The 21,883-nt window shown below is 57.4% G+C and carries 18 protein-coding genes; all 18 read left to right on the top strand.

All coding sequences use genetic code 11. The features are described from left to right. Window positions 1–3: 3 nt before the first annotated feature. The 18 genes from C0039_RS17425 (at window position 4) to C0039_RS17340 (ending at window position 21,880) form a co-directional block, all read left to right on the top strand. Window positions 4–747: a heme ABC transporter permease gene (locus C0039_RS17425; RefSeq protein WP_101518797.1), complete on the top strand. Its 744-nt coding sequence runs from the start codon at window positions 4–6 to the stop codon at window positions 745–747. Then, on the top strand, window positions 747–974 hold the full coding sequence (gene ccmD, locus C0039_RS17420; protein WP_076001118.1) for a heme exporter protein CcmD: 228 nt from the start codon (window positions 747–749) through the stop codon (window positions 972–974). The genes C0039_RS17425 and ccmD overlap by 1 nt, the downstream gene beginning before the upstream one ends. After that, window positions 958–1,407 (top strand): cytochrome c maturation protein CcmE, encoded by a 450-nt coding sequence (gene ccmE / locus C0039_RS17415; RefSeq protein WP_076001119.1) that lies wholly within the window; start codon window positions 958–960, stop codon window positions 1,405–1,407. Before ccmD ends, ccmE begins: the two co-directional genes overlap by 17 nt. Beyond that, window positions 1,404–3,380: a heme lyase CcmF/NrfE family subunit gene (locus tag C0039_RS17410; RefSeq protein WP_101518796.1), complete on the top strand. Its 1,977-nt coding sequence runs from the start codon at window positions 1,404–1,406 to the stop codon at window positions 3,378–3,380. Before ccmE ends, C0039_RS17410 begins: the two co-directional genes overlap by 4 nt. After that, the gene (locus C0039_RS17405) at window positions 3,370–3,909 is read left to right on the top strand and encodes a DsbE family thiol:disulfide interchange protein (protein ID WP_076001121.1); all 540 of its coding nucleotides are present in this window, start codon (window positions 3,370–3,372) and stop codon (window positions 3,907–3,909) included. Before C0039_RS17410 ends, C0039_RS17405 begins: the two co-directional genes overlap by 11 nt. Further along, on the top strand, window positions 3,909–4,385 hold the full coding sequence (locus C0039_RS17400; RefSeq protein WP_101518795.1) for a cytochrome c-type biogenesis protein: 477 nt from the start codon (window positions 3,909–3,911) through the stop codon (window positions 4,383–4,385). Before C0039_RS17405 ends, C0039_RS17400 begins: the two co-directional genes overlap by 1 nt. Further along, complete coding sequence (ccmI, locus tag C0039_RS17395; RefSeq protein ID WP_101518794.1) at window positions 4,382–5,602, top strand: c-type cytochrome biogenesis protein CcmI; 1,221 nt, start codon at window positions 4,382–4,384, stop codon at window positions 5,600–5,602. Before C0039_RS17400 ends, ccmI begins: the two co-directional genes overlap by 4 nt. A gap of 145 nt (window positions 5,603–5,747) precedes the next feature. Beyond that, window positions 5,748–9,245, top strand: a complete 3,498-nt coding sequence (gene smc, locus C0039_RS17390; protein WP_101518793.1) for a chromosome segregation protein SMC — start codon at window positions 5,748–5,750, stop codon at window positions 9,243–9,245. Between the two features lie 12 nt (window positions 9,246–9,257). After that, entirely contained in the window at window positions 9,258–10,151 is an 894-nt protein-coding gene (gene zipA / locus C0039_RS17385; protein ID WP_101518792.1) for a cell division protein ZipA, read from the top strand. Between the two features lie 18 nt (window positions 10,152–10,169). Further along, entirely contained in the window at window positions 10,170–12,203 is a 2,034-nt protein-coding gene (ligA, locus tag C0039_RS17380; protein ID WP_101518791.1) for an NAD-dependent DNA ligase LigA, read from the top strand. Further along, on the top strand, window positions 12,200–12,802 hold the full coding sequence (locus C0039_RS17375) for a transglycosylase SLT domain-containing protein (RefSeq protein ID WP_076001126.1): 603 nt from the start codon (window positions 12,200–12,202) through the stop codon (window positions 12,800–12,802). The genes ligA and C0039_RS17375 overlap by 4 nt, the downstream gene beginning before the upstream one ends. Window positions 12,803–12,982: 180 nt before the next feature. Continuing rightward, the gene (locus C0039_RS17370) at window positions 12,983–14,755 is read left to right on the top strand and encodes an FAD-dependent oxidoreductase (protein WP_076001127.1); all 1,773 of its coding nucleotides are present in this window, start codon (window positions 12,983–12,985) and stop codon (window positions 14,753–14,755) included. 3 nt (window positions 14,756–14,758) lie between these two features. Then, window positions 14,759–16,615 (top strand): 2-oxoacid:acceptor oxidoreductase subunit alpha, encoded by a 1,857-nt coding sequence (locus C0039_RS17365; protein WP_076001128.1) that lies wholly within the window; start codon window positions 14,759–14,761, stop codon window positions 16,613–16,615. Between the two features lie 3 nt (window positions 16,616–16,618). Continuing rightward, window positions 16,619–17,671 carry a 2-oxoacid:ferredoxin oxidoreductase subunit beta gene (locus tag C0039_RS17360; protein WP_076001129.1) on the top strand — a complete coding sequence of 351 codons (1,053 nt, stop codon included), beginning with the start codon at window positions 16,619–16,621 and terminating at the stop codon, window positions 17,669–17,671. Window positions 17,672–17,856: 185 nt separating this feature from the next. Beyond that, window positions 17,857–18,558, top strand: a complete 702-nt coding sequence (phoB, locus tag C0039_RS17355) for a phosphate regulon transcriptional regulator PhoB (RefSeq protein ID WP_076001130.1) — start codon at window positions 17,857–17,859, stop codon at window positions 18,556–18,558. 21 nt (window positions 18,559–18,579) lie between these two features. Then, entirely contained in the window at window positions 18,580–19,905 is a 1,326-nt protein-coding gene (gene phoR / locus C0039_RS17350; RefSeq protein WP_076001131.1) for a phosphate regulon sensor histidine kinase PhoR, read from the top strand. Further along, complete coding sequence (gene phoU / locus C0039_RS17345; RefSeq protein ID WP_076001132.1) at window positions 19,868–20,590, top strand: phosphate signaling complex protein PhoU; 723 nt, start codon at window positions 19,868–19,870, stop codon at window positions 20,588–20,590. Before phoR ends, phoU begins: the two co-directional genes overlap by 38 nt. A gap of 147 nt (window positions 20,591–20,737) precedes the next feature. Continuing rightward, complete coding sequence (locus tag C0039_RS17340; RefSeq protein WP_076001133.1) at window positions 20,738–21,880, top strand: substrate-binding domain-containing protein; 1,143 nt, start codon at window positions 20,738–20,740, stop codon at window positions 21,878–21,880. Window positions 21,881–21,883: the final 3 nt, after the last annotated feature.

Here is a 21,883-nt window from a genome sequence, read left to right as displayed (position 1 = left end):
GCTATGTGGACCTTCTTCCATAAACTCGGCTCCCCCCCCTGGCTGTATGGTATCTCCGGTACCATCCTGCGCTACCTGGTGCCGCTGACACTGATTGGACTTGCCGTGGGTGTGACCTGGGGCTTGTTGTTCACTGCGCCCGATTTTCGCCAGGGCAACAGCTACCGGATTATTTATATTCATGTGCCGGCGGCCGTGGTGGCACTTGCGGGGTACTATGTGATGGCAACGGCGGGTGCCGTCAGCCTGATCTGGAAGATGAAAATGGCAGATATTGCCATGAAGGCCTGTGCGCCCATTGGCGCAGCCCTCACCTTCGTTGCGCTGGTGACCGGGGCAGTCTGGGGTAAGCCCACCTGGGGTACCTGGTGGGTGTGGGACGCGCGTATCACCTCCATGCTGATCCTGCTCTTCCTTTACCTGGGCGTGATTGCACTTTACGAAGCGTACGACAACAAGGAGGCCGCCGCTAAAGCCTGCGCGGTTTTGAGCCTGGTGGGTACGGTGAACATCCCCATTATTTATAAGTCGGTGGACTGGTGGTACAGCCTGCATCAGCCTGCTTCCATCAAGTTTACGGGCGAATCGACAATTCATGCCAGCATGCTGTATCCGCTGTTATTGATGATCATCAGCTTTTATGCGCTGTTTACCTGCGCGCTGTTGATGAATATGCGCGGGGAGATGCTGGCCCGTGAACGACGCACCAAGTGGGTGCGAAAACTGGCGGAGGACAAGGCGCGCTGATGTATTTCGACAGCTTTGCCGCGATGTTGAGTATGGACGGTCACGGTGCTTACGTCTGGTCCGCCTACGCCATTACCCTGGTGGTAGTGGGCGCGTTATTGTTGGTGCCACTGCGCCGCCAGCGCCGCCTGCTGACCGAACTCTCCGGGGAACTTCGCCGTAACCGCGGCGCTCCAAGCCAGGGCCCATCCGTTAAGGAAGAGGACAGTCATGCATCCGGTACGTAAACAACGACTCTACCTGGTTCTTTTTATTATCGTATTTTCCAGTGCTGCCGTTGGCCTGGTTACTTATGCGATGCGCGGTAACATCAATCTTTTTTACGCGCCCGCTGAAGTTGCAGAGGGCAAGGCGCCTGCAGGGCAGCCCATCCGTGTAGGTGGCATGGTCGTAGAAGGTAGCGTGAAGCGTGCCGATGACAGTCTGGAGACGCGTTTTGAAGTCACCGACTACAAGGCGTCGGTGGCAGTCGTCTATGTAGGAATCCTGCCCGACCTGTTTGATGAAGGCCAGGGGGCGGTAGCCTCAGGAAAACTCGATTCAAATGGTGTACTGCAGGCCTCAGAAGTGCTTGCCAAGCACGATGAAAACTACATGCCCCCAGAGATAATGGATGCACTGGAACAATCAGGCTACGATCACAAAGGGGTGAAACAATGATTCCTGAAATGGGTCATTTTGCCCTGATTATCGGTCTTGCGCTGGCTTTCCTGCTGGCAACCGTCCCGGCCTGGGGTGCCTGGCGGCGCAATACCTATGCCATGGCCCTTGCGCCGCGACTGGCGATCGGTTTGCTGGTCTTTGTGGCGATCAGCTATGGCTGTCTTACTGTTGCTTTTCTGCAGGACGATTTCTCAGTGTCCGTGGTGGCGGCCAACAGCAACTCCCTGCTGCCGGTGATCTATAAATTCTCTGCCGTATGGGGCAATCATGAAGGTTCCCTGCTGCTCTGGGCGCTGATTCTGTGCATGTGGACCGCGGCGGTCGCAATCTTCAGTCCGCAGCTCCCCCTGCTGGTACTCTCGCGGGTACTGGCGGTAATGGGTGGCGTAGGCGTGGGTTTCATCTCCTTCTCGCTGCTCACCTCCAATCCTTTTGCTCGCTTGCTGCCCAGCATTCCGGCCGACGGCAACGACCTGAATCCGCTGTTACAGGACCCCGGCCTGATTATTCACCCGCCGCTGCTCTACATGGGGTATGTCGGTTTTTCCGTGGCGTTTGCGTTTGCTATTGCCGCGCTTCTGGGCGGCAGAATGGATGCATCCTGGGCACGCTGGTCGCGACCCTGGACTAACGTGGCCTGGGCCTTTCTTACGCTGGGGATCATGCTGGGTAGCTGGTGGGCCTATTACGAATTGGGCTGGGGTGGTTGGTGGTTCTGGGACCCGGTTGAAAATGCTTCTTTTATGCCCTGGCTGGCGGGTACTGCGTTGGTGCACTCGCTGGCGGTGACCGAGAAACGCGGCCTGTTCAAGAGCTGGACAGTGCTGCTGGCGATTTTTGCGTTTTCCCTGAGTCTGCTGGGAACATTCCTTGTGCGCTCCGGCGTGTTGACTTCGGTTCACGCGTTCGCCACGGACCCTGCGCGAGGCATGTTTATTCTGGTTTTTCTCGCCATCGTTGTAGGTGGATCCCTGGTCCTCTACGCGTTGCGTGCGCCCGCTGTCAGTAGTCGCGTGAGCTTTTCCTGGGTTTCGCGAGAGTCGTTGCTGCTTTTCAATAATGTGGTGTTCACAGTGGCTACGTTGACCGTGCTCTTCGGCACGCTGTTCCCACTGATCGTGGATGCACTGGGTATGGGCAAGTATTCTGTGGGCCCGCCTTATTTCAACGCCGTCTTTGTGCCGCTGATGGCGCTGCTGGCGCCAGTGATGGCGTTTGGTCCGATTTCCCGTTGGAAGCGCGACAGCACACAGCGCTGGAAAGCTGAACTGCTGCTGCCGGGGGTCGCTGCGGTGCTGTGCGCGATTACACTCCCCATGCTGCAGGCAGATTACAACCTGTGGGTGGCACTGGCAGTATTACTCGCGGCATGGCTGGTCTTTGGCCTGCTCCGGGATACCTGGTTCCGCATGGGCGGAGCCGCGGGTTTCCCCAGGGGGCTGCGTCGTATCACACCAAGCTACTGGGGTATGGTGCTGGCGCACCTGGGATTTGCCGCCTGTATTATCGGTGTCGTGGCAACCAGCCAGTATGCGATTGAGCACGATCTCAAGATGAGCCCGGGGGATACTGACTCACTGGCCGGCTATGATTTCCGCTTTATTGAAGTCGCACCGGTGCGCGGACCTAATTTCCTTGCCGATGAGGCGCGCTTTGAAGTCACCCGTGATGGTGAGTTTGTCGCCTTCATGGCACCGCAGAAGCGCCGTTACCTGGCGAGTGGTTCGATAATGACCGAGGCCGCGATTGATCCCGGTGTATTTCGCGACCTGTTCGTTGCCATGGGCGAGCCTATAGGCGACAGCGGCGCCTGGGCCATTCGTCTGCACTATAAGCCGATGATCCGCTGGATGTGGGTAGGTGCGATCTTTATGGCGTTTGGTGCCTTCACCACGGTTCTGGACAAGCGCTACCGCCGACAGCGCAGCCGTGCAGCCAGTGCCGCAGATGGGGCTGAATATGCCCGCTAGGCTAAAACTCTTCATACCGCTGATACTGTTCGGCGTCCTCGCGCTGTTCCTCCTGCGCGGCCTGTCGCTGGATCCCAAGGAACTACCCTCGGCGCTGATAGACAAGCCTTTCCCCGCGTTTTCACTGCCCGCACTGGGCACTGAGCAGATGCTCAACCAGGATGCGGTCAGTGGGCGTGTCGCATTGTTCAACGTCTGGGCTACCTGGTGTGTGTCCTGTCGCGTGGAGCACCCCTACCTGACCGAGCTCGCGCAGCAGGGTGTGGCCATTTATGGCATTAACTACAAGGATGAAGATGCCGCCGCACTGCAGTGGCTGCAGCAATTGGGCGATCCTTATATTGCCAATATCGCTGACAGGGAGGGCACCCTCGGGCTGGACCTGGGCGTTTACGGTGCGCCGGAGACCTACCTGGTCGATGCGCAGGGCGTTGTTCGCTATCGTCACGTCGGTGTGGTGGATGAACGGGTGTGGACTACTTTACTGCAGCCGATCTATGCACAGTTGCAGGATGGGGGTGAAGGATAATGCGGCAGGTATGCGCGGTGTTACTGTTTATTGCATGGGGGCTCGCTTCCACTGCTGCCCAGGCAGTTATTGAAACCTACGAATTCAGCGACGCACAGTTGGAGGCACGCTACCAGGACCTCAGTGGTGAGCTGCGTTGTCCCAAGTGCCAGAACCAGAATATTGCCGATTCCAACGCACCCATCGCCCAGGACTTACGCAAGCTGCTGCACCAGCAGTTGGAAAAAGGTGCCAGTGATGACGAGATTCTCGAGTACATGACCGATCGCTATGGCGAGTTTGTGCGCTATCGGCCGCGCTTCAGCGGTGCCACCTTACTGCTGTGGCTGGCACCCGGCATTCTGCTTGTTCTGGGCCTGCTGATCGTGGTGATGACACTGCGTGGCCGGGCTAAACCCGGTACAGGTGAACAGGCGTTGACGGAGCATGATCAACAGCGTTTGCGCGACCTGATAGCTAAGGCTGAAAAACCATGACTGTATTTATTGCCGTTTGCGCCTTGCTACTGGCGCTTGCCGGCGTCTTCTTCCTGATACCGATGAAGAAACGTGGTGGCAGTACCGACCAGGACCTGGAGAGAGCGAACCTGGAATGGTATCAGCTGCGTCAGCAGGAGTTGGCGGAGGAGGGTGACGACTCGCTGGCTGCCGATGCGCAACTTCGATTACTGGAAGATGAGCAGGTGCCCGAGTCTATTCACGCCAGGCAGGCGAGTGGACGAGGCTTTCCGGCGTGGTTGTTACTGCCGTTTGTGGCGCTTTTCAGTGTTGCGATGTACTACCAGTTGGGCGGTGCACAAGATGTGGTGATCTCCCGGCAGCTGCAATCCCTGGATGAGACCAGCACACCACAGCAGATGGACGCGCTCATGCGGACGATTGAAAAGCGGGCAGCGCAGCGGCCGGATAATTTGCACTATATCGCCATGCTGGGTCGTTTTTACATGGGCTCCCAGGACTATGCCAAGGCCGCACGCGTCTATGATGAATTGACTCTCGCCGCCCCTGAAGATGCCGCTGGACTGGCCTACGCGGCGCAGGCGAGATATCTCGCTGCGGGTCGCGTACTGGATGACGGTGCCAAAGTGCGTGCAGAGAAAGCCCTGGCAATCGACCCTCATCAGCGCACGGCGCTGGGATTGCTGGGCATGGCGGCTTTCGAACAGGAACAATATCGCGCCGCTATCGGCTACTGGCAGCGTTTGCTGGCGGTCGAGCCGCCGGGATCTGAGAGTCAGCAGATGATCTCGGGTATTATCAACAGTGCCCGGGAAAGGCTGGGCGAACCCGTGGCCGCGACTGTAACGGCACCCGCACCCGCGGCAGTCAGTGGCACCACGCCGGGGGTCACCATATCCGTTGCCCTTCCTGTTGGTGTGGCTATCGCCGCTGCCGATACCGTGTTTGTACTTGCGCGTAATGCCCAGAGTGATAGCCGCATGCCTATAGCGGTGCAGCGTCTGCGCGGGTCGGACCTGCCCCTGACCCTGCGCCTGGATGACAGTAATTCCATGGCGGGGCAGAAACTCTCGCAGGCAGAGTCGGTAATGGTCGTGGTGCAGGTGTCCCCCGACGGTCGCCCCGGCGAGGCGAATGCCACCTGGTTGGGCAGTGCCGGTCCTTTGGCCCCTACCGAGGGCGGGGATATCGTTAATATTGTTCTGGCACCCGTGAGCGGCGCTAGCAAAAGCTAAATTTCGCGGTTTTTTTAGTCAGGGCATAGTGTTGTCTGTTCAAAGTCTATACACTATATCTTGTGTTTCCAGGTGACGGCTTTTTGCCATTTATCCCGGATAAACCTATAAAAAACAGCAAGATATAGCGGGTAGTTAAAGTTAAATGCGACTAAAGTCTATCAAGCTGGCCGGTTTCAAGTCATTTGTTGACCCGACCACCGTCAACTTCCCCAGTAATATGTGCGCCGTCGTTGGACCCAACGGCTGCGGCAAGTCCAACGTAATTGATGCCGTGCGCTGGGTAATGGGTGAGAGCTCCGCCAAGAATCTGCGCGGTGAGTCGATGAGCGACGTGATCTTCAATGGCTCGGTCAATCGCCAGCCGGTCGGTCAGGCATTTATCGAGCTGGTATTCGACAACGCTGACGGCGGTGTAGGCGGCGAATATGCCAGCTACGCAGAAATCTCTATCAAGCGCCTGGTGTCCCGCGAGGGGCAATCTGAGTACTTCCTCAACGGTACGCGCTGCCGCCGCCGCGATATTACTGACATTTTTCTCGGCACCGGCCTGGGGCCGCGCAGCTATGCCATTATTGAACAGGGCATGATTTCGCGCTTGATTGAGTCCAAGCCCGAAGAGCTGCGGGTCTTTATTGAAGAGGCAGCGGGAATCTCCAAGTACAAGGAGCGGCGCAAGGAAACCGAGAGCCGCATGCGGCGCACGCTGGAGAACCTCGAGCGACTGACTGACCTGCGTGAAGAGCTGGAGCGTCAGCTGCAGCATTTGCAGCGCCAGGCCCAGTCCGCTGAAAAGTACAGTCAATATAAAGAGGAAGAGCGGCGCTTTAAAGCACAGCTGCATGGCCTGCAATGGCAGGCGTTGGACCAGCAGGTGAAAGCGGTAACCCAGGGAATCAGTGAGCTGGAAGTGAAGCTGGAAGCTGTTCACGCCGAGCACCAGCAGGTGGACACGGCAATCGAGCAGCATCGTGTCGAGCACACCGACCGCACCGATGCCTTCAACCGCGTGCAGGGCACCTATTACTCGCTTGGCTCGGAAGTGGCGCGCATTGAGCAGACGATCAAGCATCAGCAGGAACGCAGCCGTCAGTTGGCTGATGATCTGCAGCAAACCAGCGATGCGCTCAGCCAGGCGGAGAGCCACCTTGGCGATGACCGCGACAAACTGGTGACCTGGGAGCAGGAAGTTGAAGCCCTGACACCCGAGCTGGAAATGTTGCAGGAGCTGGAAGAGTCCAGTGCCGAGGCCTTGCTGCAGGCGGAGGAGGCCATGCATGCCTGGCAGCAGCAATGGGATGAGTTCAACCAGCACGCCGCTGAGCCGCGCCAGCAGGCAGAGGTCCAGCAGTCGCGCATACAGCATCTGGAACAGGTGCTTAAGCGCATCCAGTCGCGCACGGTTCAGCTGGAGGAGGAGCAGGCGGCATTGGCTCCCGGCCCCGACCAGGGTGAGATGGAAGAACTGGGCGAACAGCTGGCCGAGACCGAAATGGTGATGGCGGAGCATGAAGGTGGGGCGGAACAGGTAGTGGAGCAGATATCTGCCACTCGCGAACGCACCAGTGAACTTTCTGCAGAACTGAACGAAGTGCGTTCATCATTGCAGCAGCTGCGTGGTCGGCAGGCCTCGCTTGAAGCGCTGCAGCAAGCCGCCATGGAAGATGGCAGTGCCGACGTGGGCGAGTGGCTGCAAGCGCAGCAATTAGCCGACAAGCCGCGATTGCTTGAGCAGTTGCAGGTTGACGACGGTTGGCAGCTGGCGGTGGAAACAGTACTCGGTGACTACTTGCAGGCGGTCTGCGTCGATAACCTGGGCGCCCTGGGAGGCATGCTGGGCACTCTGGAACAGGGGCAGCTGGCGCTGGTGGAGACGACGCAGGCGATGCCTGCAGCACCGGAGTTCCTGGCGGCCAAGGTACGTAGTCAGGGCCGGGCAGATCAGCTATTGCAGGGTGTAAAGGTCGCAGAGGACCTCTCACAGGCCATGACAATGCGTGCCGCGCTCGCCCCCAACGAATCAATCATTACCCGCGAGGGTGTCTGGCTTGGCCCGAACTGGCTGCGTGTCACCCGGCTGGCAGATCAGCAGGGTGGTGTGATCCAGCGCCAACAGCAGCTGGAGCAACTGGAAGCTGATTTGGAACAAGCTGTGGCCCGTGAGCAGGCGCTTGAACTGGAGCAGCAGCGGGCGCAGGAGCAGCTGCGGCAACTGGAGGAACAGCGTCAGGTTTCGCAGCGCGAGCTGCAGGCCGCCACCCGTCTGCACGCGGAATACAGTTCGCAGATGTCCGCACTGCAGGCACGGATAGAGCAGATTACTGCGCGTCGCGAACGGCTTCATGCCGACATGGACGAGGCCCGTGAGCAGTTCCGGCAGGAGCAGGAAGCGGTGGCCGAGGCGCGCCAGCTTTTATCCATGGCCATTGAGAGTATGGAATCAGACTCCCGTCGCCGCGAAGAGCTGCTTTCCGTGCGTGATGAGACCCGCGGCACGCTGGATAGCTGCCGACAAAAGGCGCGTCACGACAAGGACACTGCACACCAGAGCGCGATGCGTCACCAGTCCCTGCAAACGCAGCTGGCCTCCATGCGCGCGTCTATAGACCGCACCAATAGCCAGGTGGCGCAGATGCGCGAACGCAAGGACGCCCTGCAGCGCAGCATGAATGATAACGACAACCCCCTGGACGGCCTGCAGGCGGAGCTGGAATCCCAGCTGGAGTTGCGACTGCAGTCCGAATCCGAGTTGGGCGCAGCCCGCCAGGCGGTAGCAGAGGTCGAGCACAAGCTGCGTGAGTGTGAGCAGCAGCGAGCAGCTATAGAGCATCGTGCAGAGGCGGTGCGGGGTGACCTTGAGCGCCAGCGCATCAGCAACCAGACGCTGCAAGTACAGCGGGACAACGTACACAAGCAGTTACAGGAATCAGGCCAGGACGTGCAGGAAGTATTGCAAAGCATGCCCGAAGAGGCCTCAGAGTCCGCCTGGCAACTTGAACTGGAACGGATCGCCAACCGCATTGCGCGGCTGGGCCCGATCAACCTCGCCGCGATTGACGAGTACAGTTTGCAGTCGGAGCGCAAGAACTACCTTGACGCGCAGAACGAGGACCTGGTGACCGCGCTGGAAACCCTGGAGAACGCGATCCGCAAAATCGACAAGGAAACGCGCAATCGCTTCCAGGAGACCTTTGACCAGGTGAACAGCGGCCTACAGGAACTGTTCCCCCGTGTATTTGGCGGTGGCAGCGCCTCCCTGGAGATGACCGGCGACGACCTGCTCAATACCGGCATCGCCATCATGGCGCGCCCGCCGGGCAAAAAGAACAGCACCATTCACCTGCTATCGGGCGGTGAGAAAGCCCTGACGGCCATTGCCCTGGTATTCTCCATCTTCCAGCTCAACCCCGCGCCATTCTGTATGTTGGACGAGGTGGACGCGCCGCTGGATGATGCCAACACGGGGCGTTACGCACGTATGGTCAAGGAGATGTCGGAGAAGGTGCAGTTTATCTTTATCACCCACAACAAGATCACCATGGAGCAGGCGGATCAACTGATGGGTGTTACCATGCACGAGCCCGGCGTTTCTCGCCTGGTGACTGTCGATGTGGACGAAGCCGCAGAGCTGGCAGCAAGCTGATAGGTCGAGGGGATGTCGGAGTTAACTATACGGGACTGGATGGTCATCATTGGTGTACTGCTGATAACGGCGGTACTGCTCGATGCATGGCGCCGTGTGCGCAGCGACAAGTATTCCCGGATCAAGGTGAAGTTGGCCGACCAGGAAGAGAGTGTGTCGCCAGCGGAAGTGGAGGATATTTCCTGGCTCAAGGAGTTGCCCAATGGTGGTGCGCGCGTCGTGCAGCGCGGAGACCTGCTCAAGGCCGCCGGCCACGATGTACCTGATGCGGTTGCTGAACCTGCTTCTGTCGATGCACCATCTGTGGCGGATCAGGCCGATGCCGCGGGTGATGAGGAGCGGGAGCCGGCGATGGCCAGCTTCTCAGCGGAGGACGATAACACCGAAAACCTGGATTGGCTGGACGGCATGGGCGCTGACCGTACGTTGCCGGAACAGCCCGATCCGGCAGCGCCCGGCGTGCTGCCCCGGGACATAGATCCGGAAGTGTTCATGCTCAATGTGGTTGCCCGGGACCCTCGCGGTTTCAAGGGTGAAGATATTCTGCACATCCTGCTTGCCTGCGACCTGCGTTTCGGCGATATGAACTTTTTCCACCGGCACGAGTTTGAGGCAGGAAAGGGCGCTATTCAGTTCAGCGTTGCCAACATGATGCAGCCTGGCGTTTTCGATATAGATAACATGTCAGGTGTCACAACCCCGGGCCTGGTGTTCTTTCTTACGTTACCGGGCCCTGAAGACATGATGAAGGCCTTCGACTACATGCTCGAAACGGCGCAAGCGGTGTCCCGGAATCTTGGCGGCGATGTGCTTGATGAGTCTCGTAGTGTTCTCACCAAGCAGACCCTGGATCATAGCCGGCAGCAAATTCGCGACCTGGAGCGGCGCCTGCTGGCCAGGACTTGATGTTCCGGCGGTTCGCTCTTGGCAGCTTCTGAGATAACAGCACAAGTCCTGCAGCTGCGAGAGCAATTGCGGGAGTGGAACTATCGTTACTACGTTCTCGATGATCCCAGCGTCCCCGATGCCGACTATGACCTCGCCCTGCGTAAACTGCAGGAACTGGAAAGCACGCATCCTGAGTTGGTTTCCGCTGATTCACCTACCCAGCGCGTTGGTGCAGCGCCCCTGGAGCAGTTCAATCAGGTAGCGCATGAAATCCCCATGTTGTCTCTGGACAATGCCTTCGACGCCGATGAGTTGGCCGCGTTTGACCGGCGGGTGCTTGATCGACTGGGAGAGGACACAGGTGCGGTAGAGTACAGCTGTGAACCGAAACTGGACGGTATTGCCGTAAGCCTGCTTTATCGCGAAGGGCGACTGACGCGTGGCGCGACCCGCGGTGATGGCCGTACCGGTGAAGACATCACCCATAATGTGCGTACCATTCCCTCAATCCCCCTGCAGCTGCGCGGTGAGGGGTATCCCCGGGTGCTCGAGGTCAGGGGGGAGATCTACATGCCCCGGGAAGGTTTTGAACGGCTCAATCAGCAGGCGCGTGACGCGGGCTCCAAGCTTTTCGTGAACCCCCGCAATGCGGCAGCCGGCAGCCTGCGCCAGCTGGACGCGCGGATCACAGCGCAGCGCAATCTGGAGATGTGTTGCTACGGTGTGGGCCTGGTTGAGGAGGGAGAGCTGCCGGCGGAGCATGATGCGATTCTGCAGCGGCTTCACGAATGGGGTCTGCGTATCAACAGTGAGTCGCGGGTCGTTACTGGCATTGCAGCCTGCGAGGACTACTATCATCTGCTTGCCGGCAAACGTGACGCATTGGCGTATGACATCGACGGTATCGTCTACAAGGTCAACAGCATAGCGCTGCAGAAAAAACTGGGCTTTGTCTCCCGGGCACCACGCTGGGCAATCGCCCGCAAGTTTCCCGCGCAGGAGCAAATGACCCGACTGCTGGATGTTGAGTTCCAGGTGGGCCGCACCGGGGCGATTACTCCGGTAGCCAGGTTGGAACCTGTATTCGTCGGTGGTGTCACGGTAAGTAATGCCACTCTGCACAACAGCGATGAAATCGAACGCCTGGGCGTGCAGATTGGTGATACCGTGATCGTGCGCAGGGCCGGCGATGTCATTCCACAGGTGGTCTCGGTGGTGTCCGGCAAGCGCCCGGCGGATGCGCGGCCGGTAGTTTTTCCGGGCAGGTGTCCTGTCTGTGGCTCTGCCACAGAACGTGCGGAGGAGGAGGCGGTTGTTCGTTGCATGGGCGGCCTGGTATGTGCAGCCCAGCAAAAGGCAGCAATCAGGCATTTTGTGTCGCGGCGGGCGATGGACGTGGATGGTCTGGGCGACAAGTTGGTAGAGCAACTCGTGGACCAGTGCCTGGTAGAAAACGTAGCCGGCCTCTACCACCTGCGTAAGGAGCAGCTTCTTGGGCTGGAACGCATGGGCGAAAAGTCTGCCGATAAGCTGCTCAAAGCACTGGAGCACAGCAAGGCGACAAGTTTGCCGCGGTTTATTTTTGCGCTGGGTATTCGAGAGGTCGGTGAGGCGACGGCCCTGAACCTGGCACGTCATTTCGGGTCGTGGGAAAAACTAATCGCCGCGTCAGAAGAGCAGCTATTGGCGGTGGACGATGTGGGGCCTGTTGTCGCTGATCATTTGCGCCAGTTCTTTGATTCCAAAAGCAGTATGGCGGTGGCGCAGTCCCTGCGTGATGCAGGCGTGCACTGGCCTGACCTGGAAGTGCAGGAGGAGGTGGCTCTGCCGTTGACAGGGCAGACCTGGGTGGTGACCGGTAAGCTGGAGCAGATGGGCCGCAACGATGCCAAGGCGATATTGCAGGGGCTGGGAGCGAAAGTGGCGGGAAGTGTCTCTGCCAGGACTCACTGTGTGGTGGCCGGGCCCGGCGCCGGCTCGAAGTTAACCAGGGCGACTGAGTTGGGCCTTGAAGTGATTGACGAGGATGCGTTTATCAAGCTAATACGAGATTACGGTGTGCAGTTGTGAAGCGGCTGGGCCTGCTGGCCCCGCTGTTGCTTGTTGCTGCCTGCACCACATCGCCACCCGTAAATGTCGACAATATCTGCGCCATTTTCGAAGAGAAGCGCGGCTGGTATGACGATGCCGCCGACGCACGGAAGGACTGGGGTAGTCCTATCTCGGTGATGATGGCGATCATGCACCAGGAGTCACGCTTCGTCGCCAAGGCAAGGCCGCCGCGCAAGAAGATTTTTGGTTTTATTCCCGGCCCGCGGCCCTCTGATGCCTACGGCTACAGTCAGGCTAAAAAGTCTACCTGGAAAGAGTACAAGCGCAGCGCCGGGCGTTACGGCGCTGATCGGGATGATTTTTCCGACGCCATTGACTTTATCGGCTGGTACAACCATCAGTCGAATCGGCGCAATGGCATCAGTAAACAGGATAGCTACGGACTCTATCTCGCTTACCACGAGGGGCAAGGTGGCTATAGTCGCGGTACCTATCGGTCCAAAGAATGGCTGCGTAGAGTCGCGCGCAAGGTTGAACAACGAGCGGTCAATTACCGCCAGCAGCTTTTGGGCTGTGAAAGCTCTTTGAAAAAGAAAGGCTGGTTCTTCGGCTGGTGAAAGTTAGCTCCGAACACATTTGGGGAATTGCGCCTGTTTATCCGAAAACGCGCATAAGTAACAGATAAGTAACGTTTTTATACTGCAACCCTAATGTAAAAGTCGTAGACATGTGCCACAATTCGGGGCGTTTGTGCCGCGTGATTTCCCGCTGCACCCAAGCCGAAGGCGAGCCGTAACGTGAAACCGACAGACATTCAAGATCCCGAATATTTCCACAAAGTCGTAGATTGCCAGTACGCATGTCCCGCGCACACGCCAGTGCCGGAGTACATCCGCCTGATTGCGGCCGAGCGCTACACCGATGCCTACATGGTCAACTGGCAATCAAATGTGTTCCCCGGTGTTCTGGGCCGGACCTGTGATCGACCCTGCGAGCCTGCTTGCCGGCGTGGCCGAATAGAGGATGAACCCGTCGCGATCTGTCGGTTGAAGCGGGTGGCGGCGGATAACAAGGACGATATTACTCACCTGCTGCCGCAGATTCCCAGCGAAAAAAACGGCAAGCGTATCGCGCTGATTGGTGCGGGTCCCGCTTCCCTCACGGTTGCCCGCGATCTCGCCCCGCTGGGCTACAGCATCGATGTCTACGACAACCAGTTTGCCGGTGGCGGCATGATGCGCAGCCAGATTCCTTCCTTCCGTTTGCCTGAAGAAGTGTTGAACGAGGAAGTGAATTACATCCTCGATATGGACATCAATGCAACTTTCGACATACAGGTAGACAGCCTGAAAGAGGTTCTGGCCAAGGGTTACGATGCAGTGTTTGTCGGTACCGGCGCACCCAAAGGCAAGGGCTTGAATCTGCCCGGTCTGGAGGAGGCGGCGGAGCACGTGCATCTTGGCATTGACTGGCTCGCCAGTGTCGCTTTTGAGCATACCCATGAAATTCAACAGAAGGTGCTGGTGCTTGGCGGCGGCAACACGGCAATGGACTGCTGCCGAACATCCATGCGTCTGGGTGGTAAGGACGTGCGCGTTGTCGTGCGCAGTCCCTTCGAGGACATGAAAGCATCACCCTGGGAGAAAGAGGATGCCATGCACGAGGGCATACCAATTTATAACAATCACGTTCCCAAGGAATTTGTGCTCGAGGACGGCGAGTTCAAAGGGATGCACTTCGAGAAAGTAGAAGCGGTTTATGACGAGAACGGCAAACGTAAACTGGTGCCTACTGATGAACCGCTGGTATTCATGGAAGCGGATGTGGTGTTGATGGCCATTGGCCAGGAAAACTCTTTCCCGTGGATAGAGCGTGACCTCAATATCGACTTCGACAAGTGGGACATGCCGGTTGTCGACCCGGTCACGTTCCAGTCCACTAATGAGAAAGTGTTCTTCGGTGGTGATGCTGCATTTGGTCCCGAGAACGTCATTACCGCCGTAGCCCACGGTCACCAGGCCGCCATCAGTATTGACCTTTACTGTCGTGGCGAGGCTGTGAGTGATCGTCCAGCGCCGGGTGTCACGCTGGCCAGCCAGAAAATGGGCGTGCATGAATGGAGCTACGATAACGCAGTCGAAAATGACCCGCGCTATATCGTACCGCTGGCGCCGCTGGAAAAAACCCTCGCTGACCGCAAGATGGAAGTGGAACTGGGCTTTGACCGGGCTACCGGCTTCAAGGAGGCGGAACGCTGCCTCAACTGCGATGTGCAAACAGTATTTGAAGAGACCCGGTGCATTGAATGCGATGCCTGTGTCGACATCTGTCCCACGGACTGCATTACCTTCACTGTGAAGAGCGAAGAAGACGACCTGCGTACCAGGCTGACCGCACCAGCGCGCAACCTGTCCCAGGACCTCTACGTATCTGACGTTCTGCCTACCTCCCGGGTGATGGTAAAGGACGAGAACGTCTGCCTGCACTGCGGGCTCTGCGCTGAGCGCTGTCCCACATCTGCCTGGGATATGCAGAAGTTTCTCTATAACGTCACCAAGGCGGGCCTCTAACAAATGAAAAAACTGGAATCCGTCAACGACTTCGTCATTAAATTTGCCAACGTTAATGGCACCGGTTCTGCCAGCGCCAACAATATGTTTGCCAAGGCGCTGTTCCGCATGGGTCTGCCCGTCAGCCCCAAGAATATCTTCCCCTCGAACATACAGGGGCTGCCGACGTGGTACGAAGTGCGCGTTAGTGAGAAGGGCTACCTGGGGCGGCGCGGCGGTATCGATATCGCGTTGTCGGTGAACCCGCAGAGCATGGCCCAGGACATACGGGAAGTGGAGCCGGGCGGCTATTTCATCTACGACAACACCAAGCCGCTGGACCTGCGACTGGTGCGCAACGATGTCAATATCATTGGTATCCCGCTTACGCGTATTTGTAATGATGAGTACAAGGATCCACGGCAACGACAGCTGTTCAAGAACGTGATCTATGTAGGCGCCCTGGCAGCGCTGTTGGACATGGATTTCAAGGTACTCACCGATCTGGTCGCCGACCAGTTCAAGGGTAAGGAAAAGCTGATACTGCCGAACATTCATGCCCTGGAACTCGGCCACCAGTATGCGCGTAACAATGTAGAGTGCCCCATAGGCATTCGTGTGCAGTCGGCCGATGCGGTAGGTGACCAGATTTTGCTCGACGGGAACACTGCGTTGGGTCTGGGTGCGGTATACGGGGGAGCTACTGTCGCTGCCTGGTACCCGATCACACCCTCCACGTCTGTGGTGGATGCATTTGAAAAGTACGCTCGTCGAATTCGCATCGACCCGGGCACGGGGCGAAAGAACTATGCGATCGTGCAGGCAGAGGACGAACTGTCGGCGATTGGCATGGTTATTGGTGCCAGCTGGAATGGCGCGCGTGCCTTCACCGCTACCAGCGGCCCCGGCATTTCACTGATGAGCGAGTTTCTGGGCCTGGCTTATTTTGCCGAGATACCCACGGTGCTCTTCGATGTTCAGCGCGCCGGCCCATCTACAGGCATGCCGACACGGACGCAGCAATCGGATATTCTTTCCACGGCCTATGCCTCGCACGGTGACACCAAACAAGTTCTGCTGTTTCCATCGACGCCCAAAGAGTGTTTTGATTTCGGCGCACAGTCTTTTGACCTGGCGGAACGCCTGCAAACGCCCATCATACTGATGACAGACTTGGACCTGGGCATGAATGACAACATGTCCCCACCGCTGGAATGGGAAGACGGACGGGAATACGACCGTGGCAAGGTGATGACTGCGGAGCAGCTTGAGGCCGGAATGGAGTTCGGCCGTTACACCGATGTGGATGGCGATGCCATCTGTTACCGCACCTATCCCGCCACGCACCCAAGCCGCGGCGCATACTTCACGCGGGGTACTTCGCGTGACGAGAAGGCGGTGTACACGGAGAAAGGCGAAGAGTATGAGGAGAACATGCTGCGCCTGATGCGCAAGTGGGACACCATCAAGGAATACGTTCCCGGCCCCGAGACTATTTCAGCTGCGCAAGAAACCGATATAGCGGTACTGTATTTCGGCACCAGTGAGCAGTCCTCGCGGGAAGCGCTGGATTACCTGGCAGAGGAAGGTGTGCACATGGACGCGATGCGCGTGCGTGCATTCCCCTTTAACCATGAGGTGAAGGCCTTCATCGAAGAACATGATCAGGTATTTGTGATCGAGCAGAATCGTGATGCGCAGCTGCGTACCCTGTTGATGGCAGAGTTTGAATTCGGCCCGGACAAATTGAAATCGGTGTTGTGTTTTGACGGTACCCCGATCAGCGCTCGCAATATCAAGAAGCAGATTAATCAGCACCTGGACGGCGGGGCAGTAGAACCCCTGCATCGCACCAAGGTCGCCAGTTCAGGCGGAGAATAAGCCATGAGTTACCAGATTCCAAAGTTTCGCCATCCGGATTTGCCGGTCAATGACCTGGGTTATACCCGGGCAGACTATGAAGGCTCCATCTCCACGTTGTGCGCTGGCTGTGGTCACGACTCGATTTCCGGCGCTATTGTGCGTGCCTGCCACGAGTTGTCTATCGAGCCGCATAAGATCGCCAAGTTGTCCGGGATTGGCTGCTCTTCCAAGTCACCTACCTATTTCCTGGGTAAATCCCATGGCTTTAACTCTGTTCACGGTCGCATGCCCTCGGTAGTAACAGGGGCGGCTATGGCCAACAGGGATCTGCTTTATCTCGGCGTATCCGGCGACGGTGACACCGCGTCCATCGGTATGGGGCAGTTCGCGCACGTTGCGCGACGCAATCTCAATATGGTCTATATCGTCATGAATAATGGCTGTTACGGGCTGACCAAGGGACAGGATTCCGCTACCGCCGATGAGGGCTCGGTAAGCAAGAAAGGCGACGCCAATATCTACAGTGCGATTGACCTCTGCGCCACCGCTCTGCAAATGGGGGCTACCTTTGTTGCCCGCAGTTTCTCCGGTGACAAGGAGCAGTTGGTACCCCTGATCAAGGCGGCGACCCGGCATCGCGGTTTCGCCTTTATTGATGTGGTGTCACCCTGCGTCACATTCAATAATAATCCAGGCTCCACCAAGAGCTATGAGTTCGTGCGTGAGCACGCAGAAGCGACAGGTACCGTTGATTTTGTGCCCATGCAAAAGGAGATAACCACAGACTACGAGGCCGGCTTCAGCCATGAGGTGACGTTGCATGACGGTTCCTCCATTCACCTTTACAAGATGGAGGAGAACCTTGACCCGTTTGACCGTACCTCCGCGCTGATTTCGATGGAAAAGCATCGTGTTGCCGGTGATATTCTCACCGGGCTCATCTATATGGACAAGGATTCACGCGACCTGCACGATGTGATGGAAACGTCCAGCCGGCCCCTCAATACGCTGGGCGCCGAAGACCTATGCCCCGGGAATCAGATGCTGAAAAATATCAACGCCAGCCTACGCTGATCGTCCCTCAAACAGTCCCGGGCCCTAAGGGCACCGGGACTGCCCACGCCCGTGGGCAGTCCCCCAGGTCACCGTCAGCGCCGCCAGCGCTGTAGAAAATACCGCTCATTCCTCATTTGTCATTAATTTGTCATAATTTCACCGTCTAATACCTGCATTCGTTTCACAGAGGAAGTTCCGTCCCCATGTCCGAACGCACGGTTTTAATAGTAGATGACGAGCTTGCCATACGCGATATGCTGCGCATGGCGTTGGAGATGGCCGGGTATCGGTGCATTGAGGCGGAAAATATACAGCAGGCACATGCACTGATTTTCGACGAGCGCCCTGACATTATTCTCCTGGACTGGATGCTTCCCGGTGGTAGCGGTCTGGAACTGATGCGCAGGCTCAAGCGTGAAGAGAGTACTCGTGAAGTGCCGGTCATTATGCTCACCGCCAAGACGGCTGAAGATAACGTTATTCAGGGCCTGGATGTGGGTGCAGATGACTACATGACCAAACCGTTTGCCCCCAGGGAGCTTATTGCGAGAGTACGGGCACTGCTGCGGCGCGCCAGCGGTGGAGAAGAGCAGGGACGCATGGAAGTCGGCGGACTGGTCCTCGATGGTGAGAGCAGGCGCATTATTGCTGGAGACGATGCGATCGATATGGGCCCAACGGAGTTCAACCTGCTGCAGTTTTTCATGTCCCATCCAGAGCGTGCCTATACCCGCGGTCAGTTGCTCGACCATGTCTGGGGTGGCAACGTTTATGTGGAGGAGCGCACGGTTGATGTGCACATCCGGCGCCTGCGCAAAGCGCTGCAAACGGAGGCCGCAGACTATAGCGGCCTGATTCAAACCGTCCGCGGCACCGGTTACCGGTTTTCATCCCGTGGCCTCTAGCAGCGCATAATCGATAAGACAATGGACTGGCGCTCGGCGGTATCGCGAATTTTTTCTGTAGTTGCAGCGGGTGGTCTTGTCGGCTGGTACCTGGGTGATGCTCTTGCAGGTATTGCCGGTGCTTCAGTGTTGGTGTTGCTGTTTTGGAGTTGGCAGATCTGGCGGGTAGAGAACTGGCTGCGAGACAGCTCAACGCCGCCACCCGACGTGCATGGCGTATGGGGCGATATCGTCGCCCGTATCTATAAACAGCAACGTGAAGCGAAAGCGTCCGAAGAGCGTTTGCAGTCTACAGTCGATTATTTGCTGCAGTCTTTTGCGGCCATGCGCGACGGCGTGGTGATTGTTGAGGCAGGTGGCGGAATTCGCTGGTGCAATGAGGCGGCTCAAACATTGTTGGCGCTGCGTTACCCGGACGATGTTGGCCAGGCCATTACCAATCTCGTGCGCGAACCGGAGTTCAGCGATTATATCCATTCCGGGGACTACGCTGAGCCCCTGGTCTATGCCAGTAGCGGTCTGGTGAAGCGTCACCTGCAGTTGATTGTCACGCAATTTGCGGAAGGCGATACGCTACTGTTCATCCGCGAAGTGACGGACCGCGTGCGCACCGAACAAATGCGCCGGGATTTTGTTGGCAATGTGTCCCATGAACTGCGCACGCCGCTGACCGTAATAACGGGCTACCTGGAGACGCTATTGACCGATCCGGAGAAATTGCCGCGAACATATGTTCGCGCACTGGAGCAGATGCAAGGGCAGGCGGCGCGCATGGAGAACCTGCTCAAAGACCTGTTGTGGCTCTCGCGTATCGAAGCCACTCAGGGACAGGAGAAGCATGAACTGGTCGACATGGCTGCGTTGCTTTATGAACTGCAGGATGAAGTATCCGGTACATTTCCTGGGCGCGAGCTGAACCTGGAGCTACTTTGCAGTGATACAATCCGCGGCGATCACCGCGAACTCTATAGCGCTGTATCTAACCTGGTTTATAACGCCCTGAAGTACAGCAAGGAGGGAAGCCCCGTCATTGCGGCATGGCGTAAGGAAGGAGAGTATTGTCGCCTCGACATTCGTGATCAGGGGGTCGGCATTGACCCGGTGCATTTTCCACGACTGACGGAGCGCTTTTATCGAGTCGATGACAGCCGTTCCGCTTCCACTGGAGGGACCGGGTTGGGTCTGGCCATCGTCAAGCACGTGGCAGCCGCTCATGACGCAGACCTCGGCATTGACAGCACACTCGGGCAGGGCAGCACGTTCAGCTTGCGCTTCCCGGCCACAGAACAGAGTTCAGGAGATCAGGGCCATGCTGAAGCAGGACGATCACAAACACCACATATCTGAGCGGTTCAACGCTGAGTTGGAAAGCATCAAGAACCATCTGCTGGAGATGGGCGGCAAGGTGGAAAGGCAACTCAACGCCGCAGTGGCAGCGCTGGTGGCCGGCGATACCGGTGAGGCTGAGGAAATCATCAACCGGGATCACGAGGTTAATCAGATGGAAATCCGCATCGACGATGAGTGCTCTACGATCATTGCCAGGCGGCAACCCACCGCCAGCGACCTGCGCCTGGTGATGACCGTGATCAAGGTGAATACAGATATCGAACGCATAGGTGACGAGGCAGCGAAAATCGCGCGCCAGGGTATTCGCCTGGCAGAGGAAAGCGCTTCACCAACCAATTTTGTAGAGATTCGCCATATTGGCAGTCATGTCGAGTCCATGCTGCGCAAGGCGCTGGATGCCTTTGCTCGGCTGGACCTGGACCTGGCGGTAGAAGTCGTTAAAGAAGACACCGGCGTGGACAAGGAATACGGTAGCGCGCTGCGGTCACTGGTCACGTTTATGATGGAAGACCCCCGCGACATCGGCGCTATTCTCAATGAGATGTGGGCGCTGCGCAGCCTGGAACGCATCGGTGACCATGCTGCCAATATAGCTGAGCACGTGATTTACCTGGTGCGCGGGCAGGACGTCCGTCATCAGAAGTCGATTCAGGAGTTCATCGATAAAGTCGGTGAGCGCTGAGGCCCAAAACGCTCTTTCATCGCAATAAGTGTTTTTAAATCAATGTGTTGAGGCTGTAATATTCCCGTAACAATTCCCCCATAGACTGGTCCGTATCGCAACCGCTCATAGACTGCGGAATTGCTAATCAAGGGGAGATTGAACCACGTGAAAAAGCATGTTTTGGGCGCAATTGTGTTAACTGTCGGACTGGGCAACCTTGCTGTTGCCCAGGCTCAGGGCCGCGATAATGTGAGCATCGTCGGGTCTTCCACTGTATATCCCTTCGCCACTGTGGTGGCAGAGCGCTTCGGCCGTTCCACGGACTTCAAAGCCCCCAAAATTGAATCGACCGGATCAGGCGGCGGTCTTAAACTGTTCTGTAAAGGCCTCGGCGCGAACACCCCGGATATCACCAATTCCTCCCGCAGGATAAAGAAGAGCGAATACGACCAGTGCCAGGAAAATGGCGTTACCGACGTGGTCGAAGTACTGGTGGGTTTTGACGGTATCGCGATCGCTAATTCACGGCAGGCGCCGCAATTGACCTTGAGTCTGCAGGACCTGTATCTGGCACTTGCCAAGGATGTTCCCGGCCCGGATGGAAAGCTCATCCCCAATCCCAACAAGACATGGAAAGATATCAACCCGGCGCTGCCAGCCAGCACTATCGAAGTGCTGGGGCCGCCCCCCACATCCGGTACTCGCGATGCCTTTGCAGAACTCGCGCTAGGCGGCGGTGCACAAGCGATTCCCGCACTGAAGAGCTTGCGTGAGCTGGGTGCAGACCAGGTCGATGAAATCAAGGCAGCCGTGGCTGCACTGGGTATTCCTGAAGGGTTTTACCAAAGCTATTCGCAAAGCAGTGGTAAGGCACCCAAAGGTAAGGACATCTTCAAAGCCATTGCCTATTCAGTTCGCGAGGATGGTGCATATATCGAAGCCGGAGAAAACGACAACCTGATCGTGCAGAAGCTGGAAGCCAACCCCAATGCCCTGGGTATCTTTGGTTTCAGTTTCCTGGACGAGAATGGGGACAAGGTCCAGGGCTCTCTCATCAACGGAGTAGAACCAAGCTTTGATTCCATTGCCGATGGTGACTATCCGGTATCGCGGCCTCTGTACTTTTACATCAAGTCCGCGCACGTTGGTCGTATCCCCGGTATCCGGGAGTACGCTATCGAGTTTGCCTCGGACCGTGCCATGGGTGAAGACGGTTACCTCACAGAAAGGGGGTTGATCCCACTGGACGAAGTTGAACTGAAGCAGGTCCAGGCAGACGTGGCGTCACTCAAGCGCCTGGAAATGTAAAAA

Origin of the sequence: Pseudohalioglobus lutimaris (assembly GCF_002866825.1) — a bacterium.
GTDB lineage: Bacteria > Pseudomonadota > Gammaproteobacteria > Pseudomonadales > Halieaceae > Halioglobus > Halioglobus lutimaris.
This window is presented reverse-complemented; position numbering and strand designations above follow the sequence as displayed.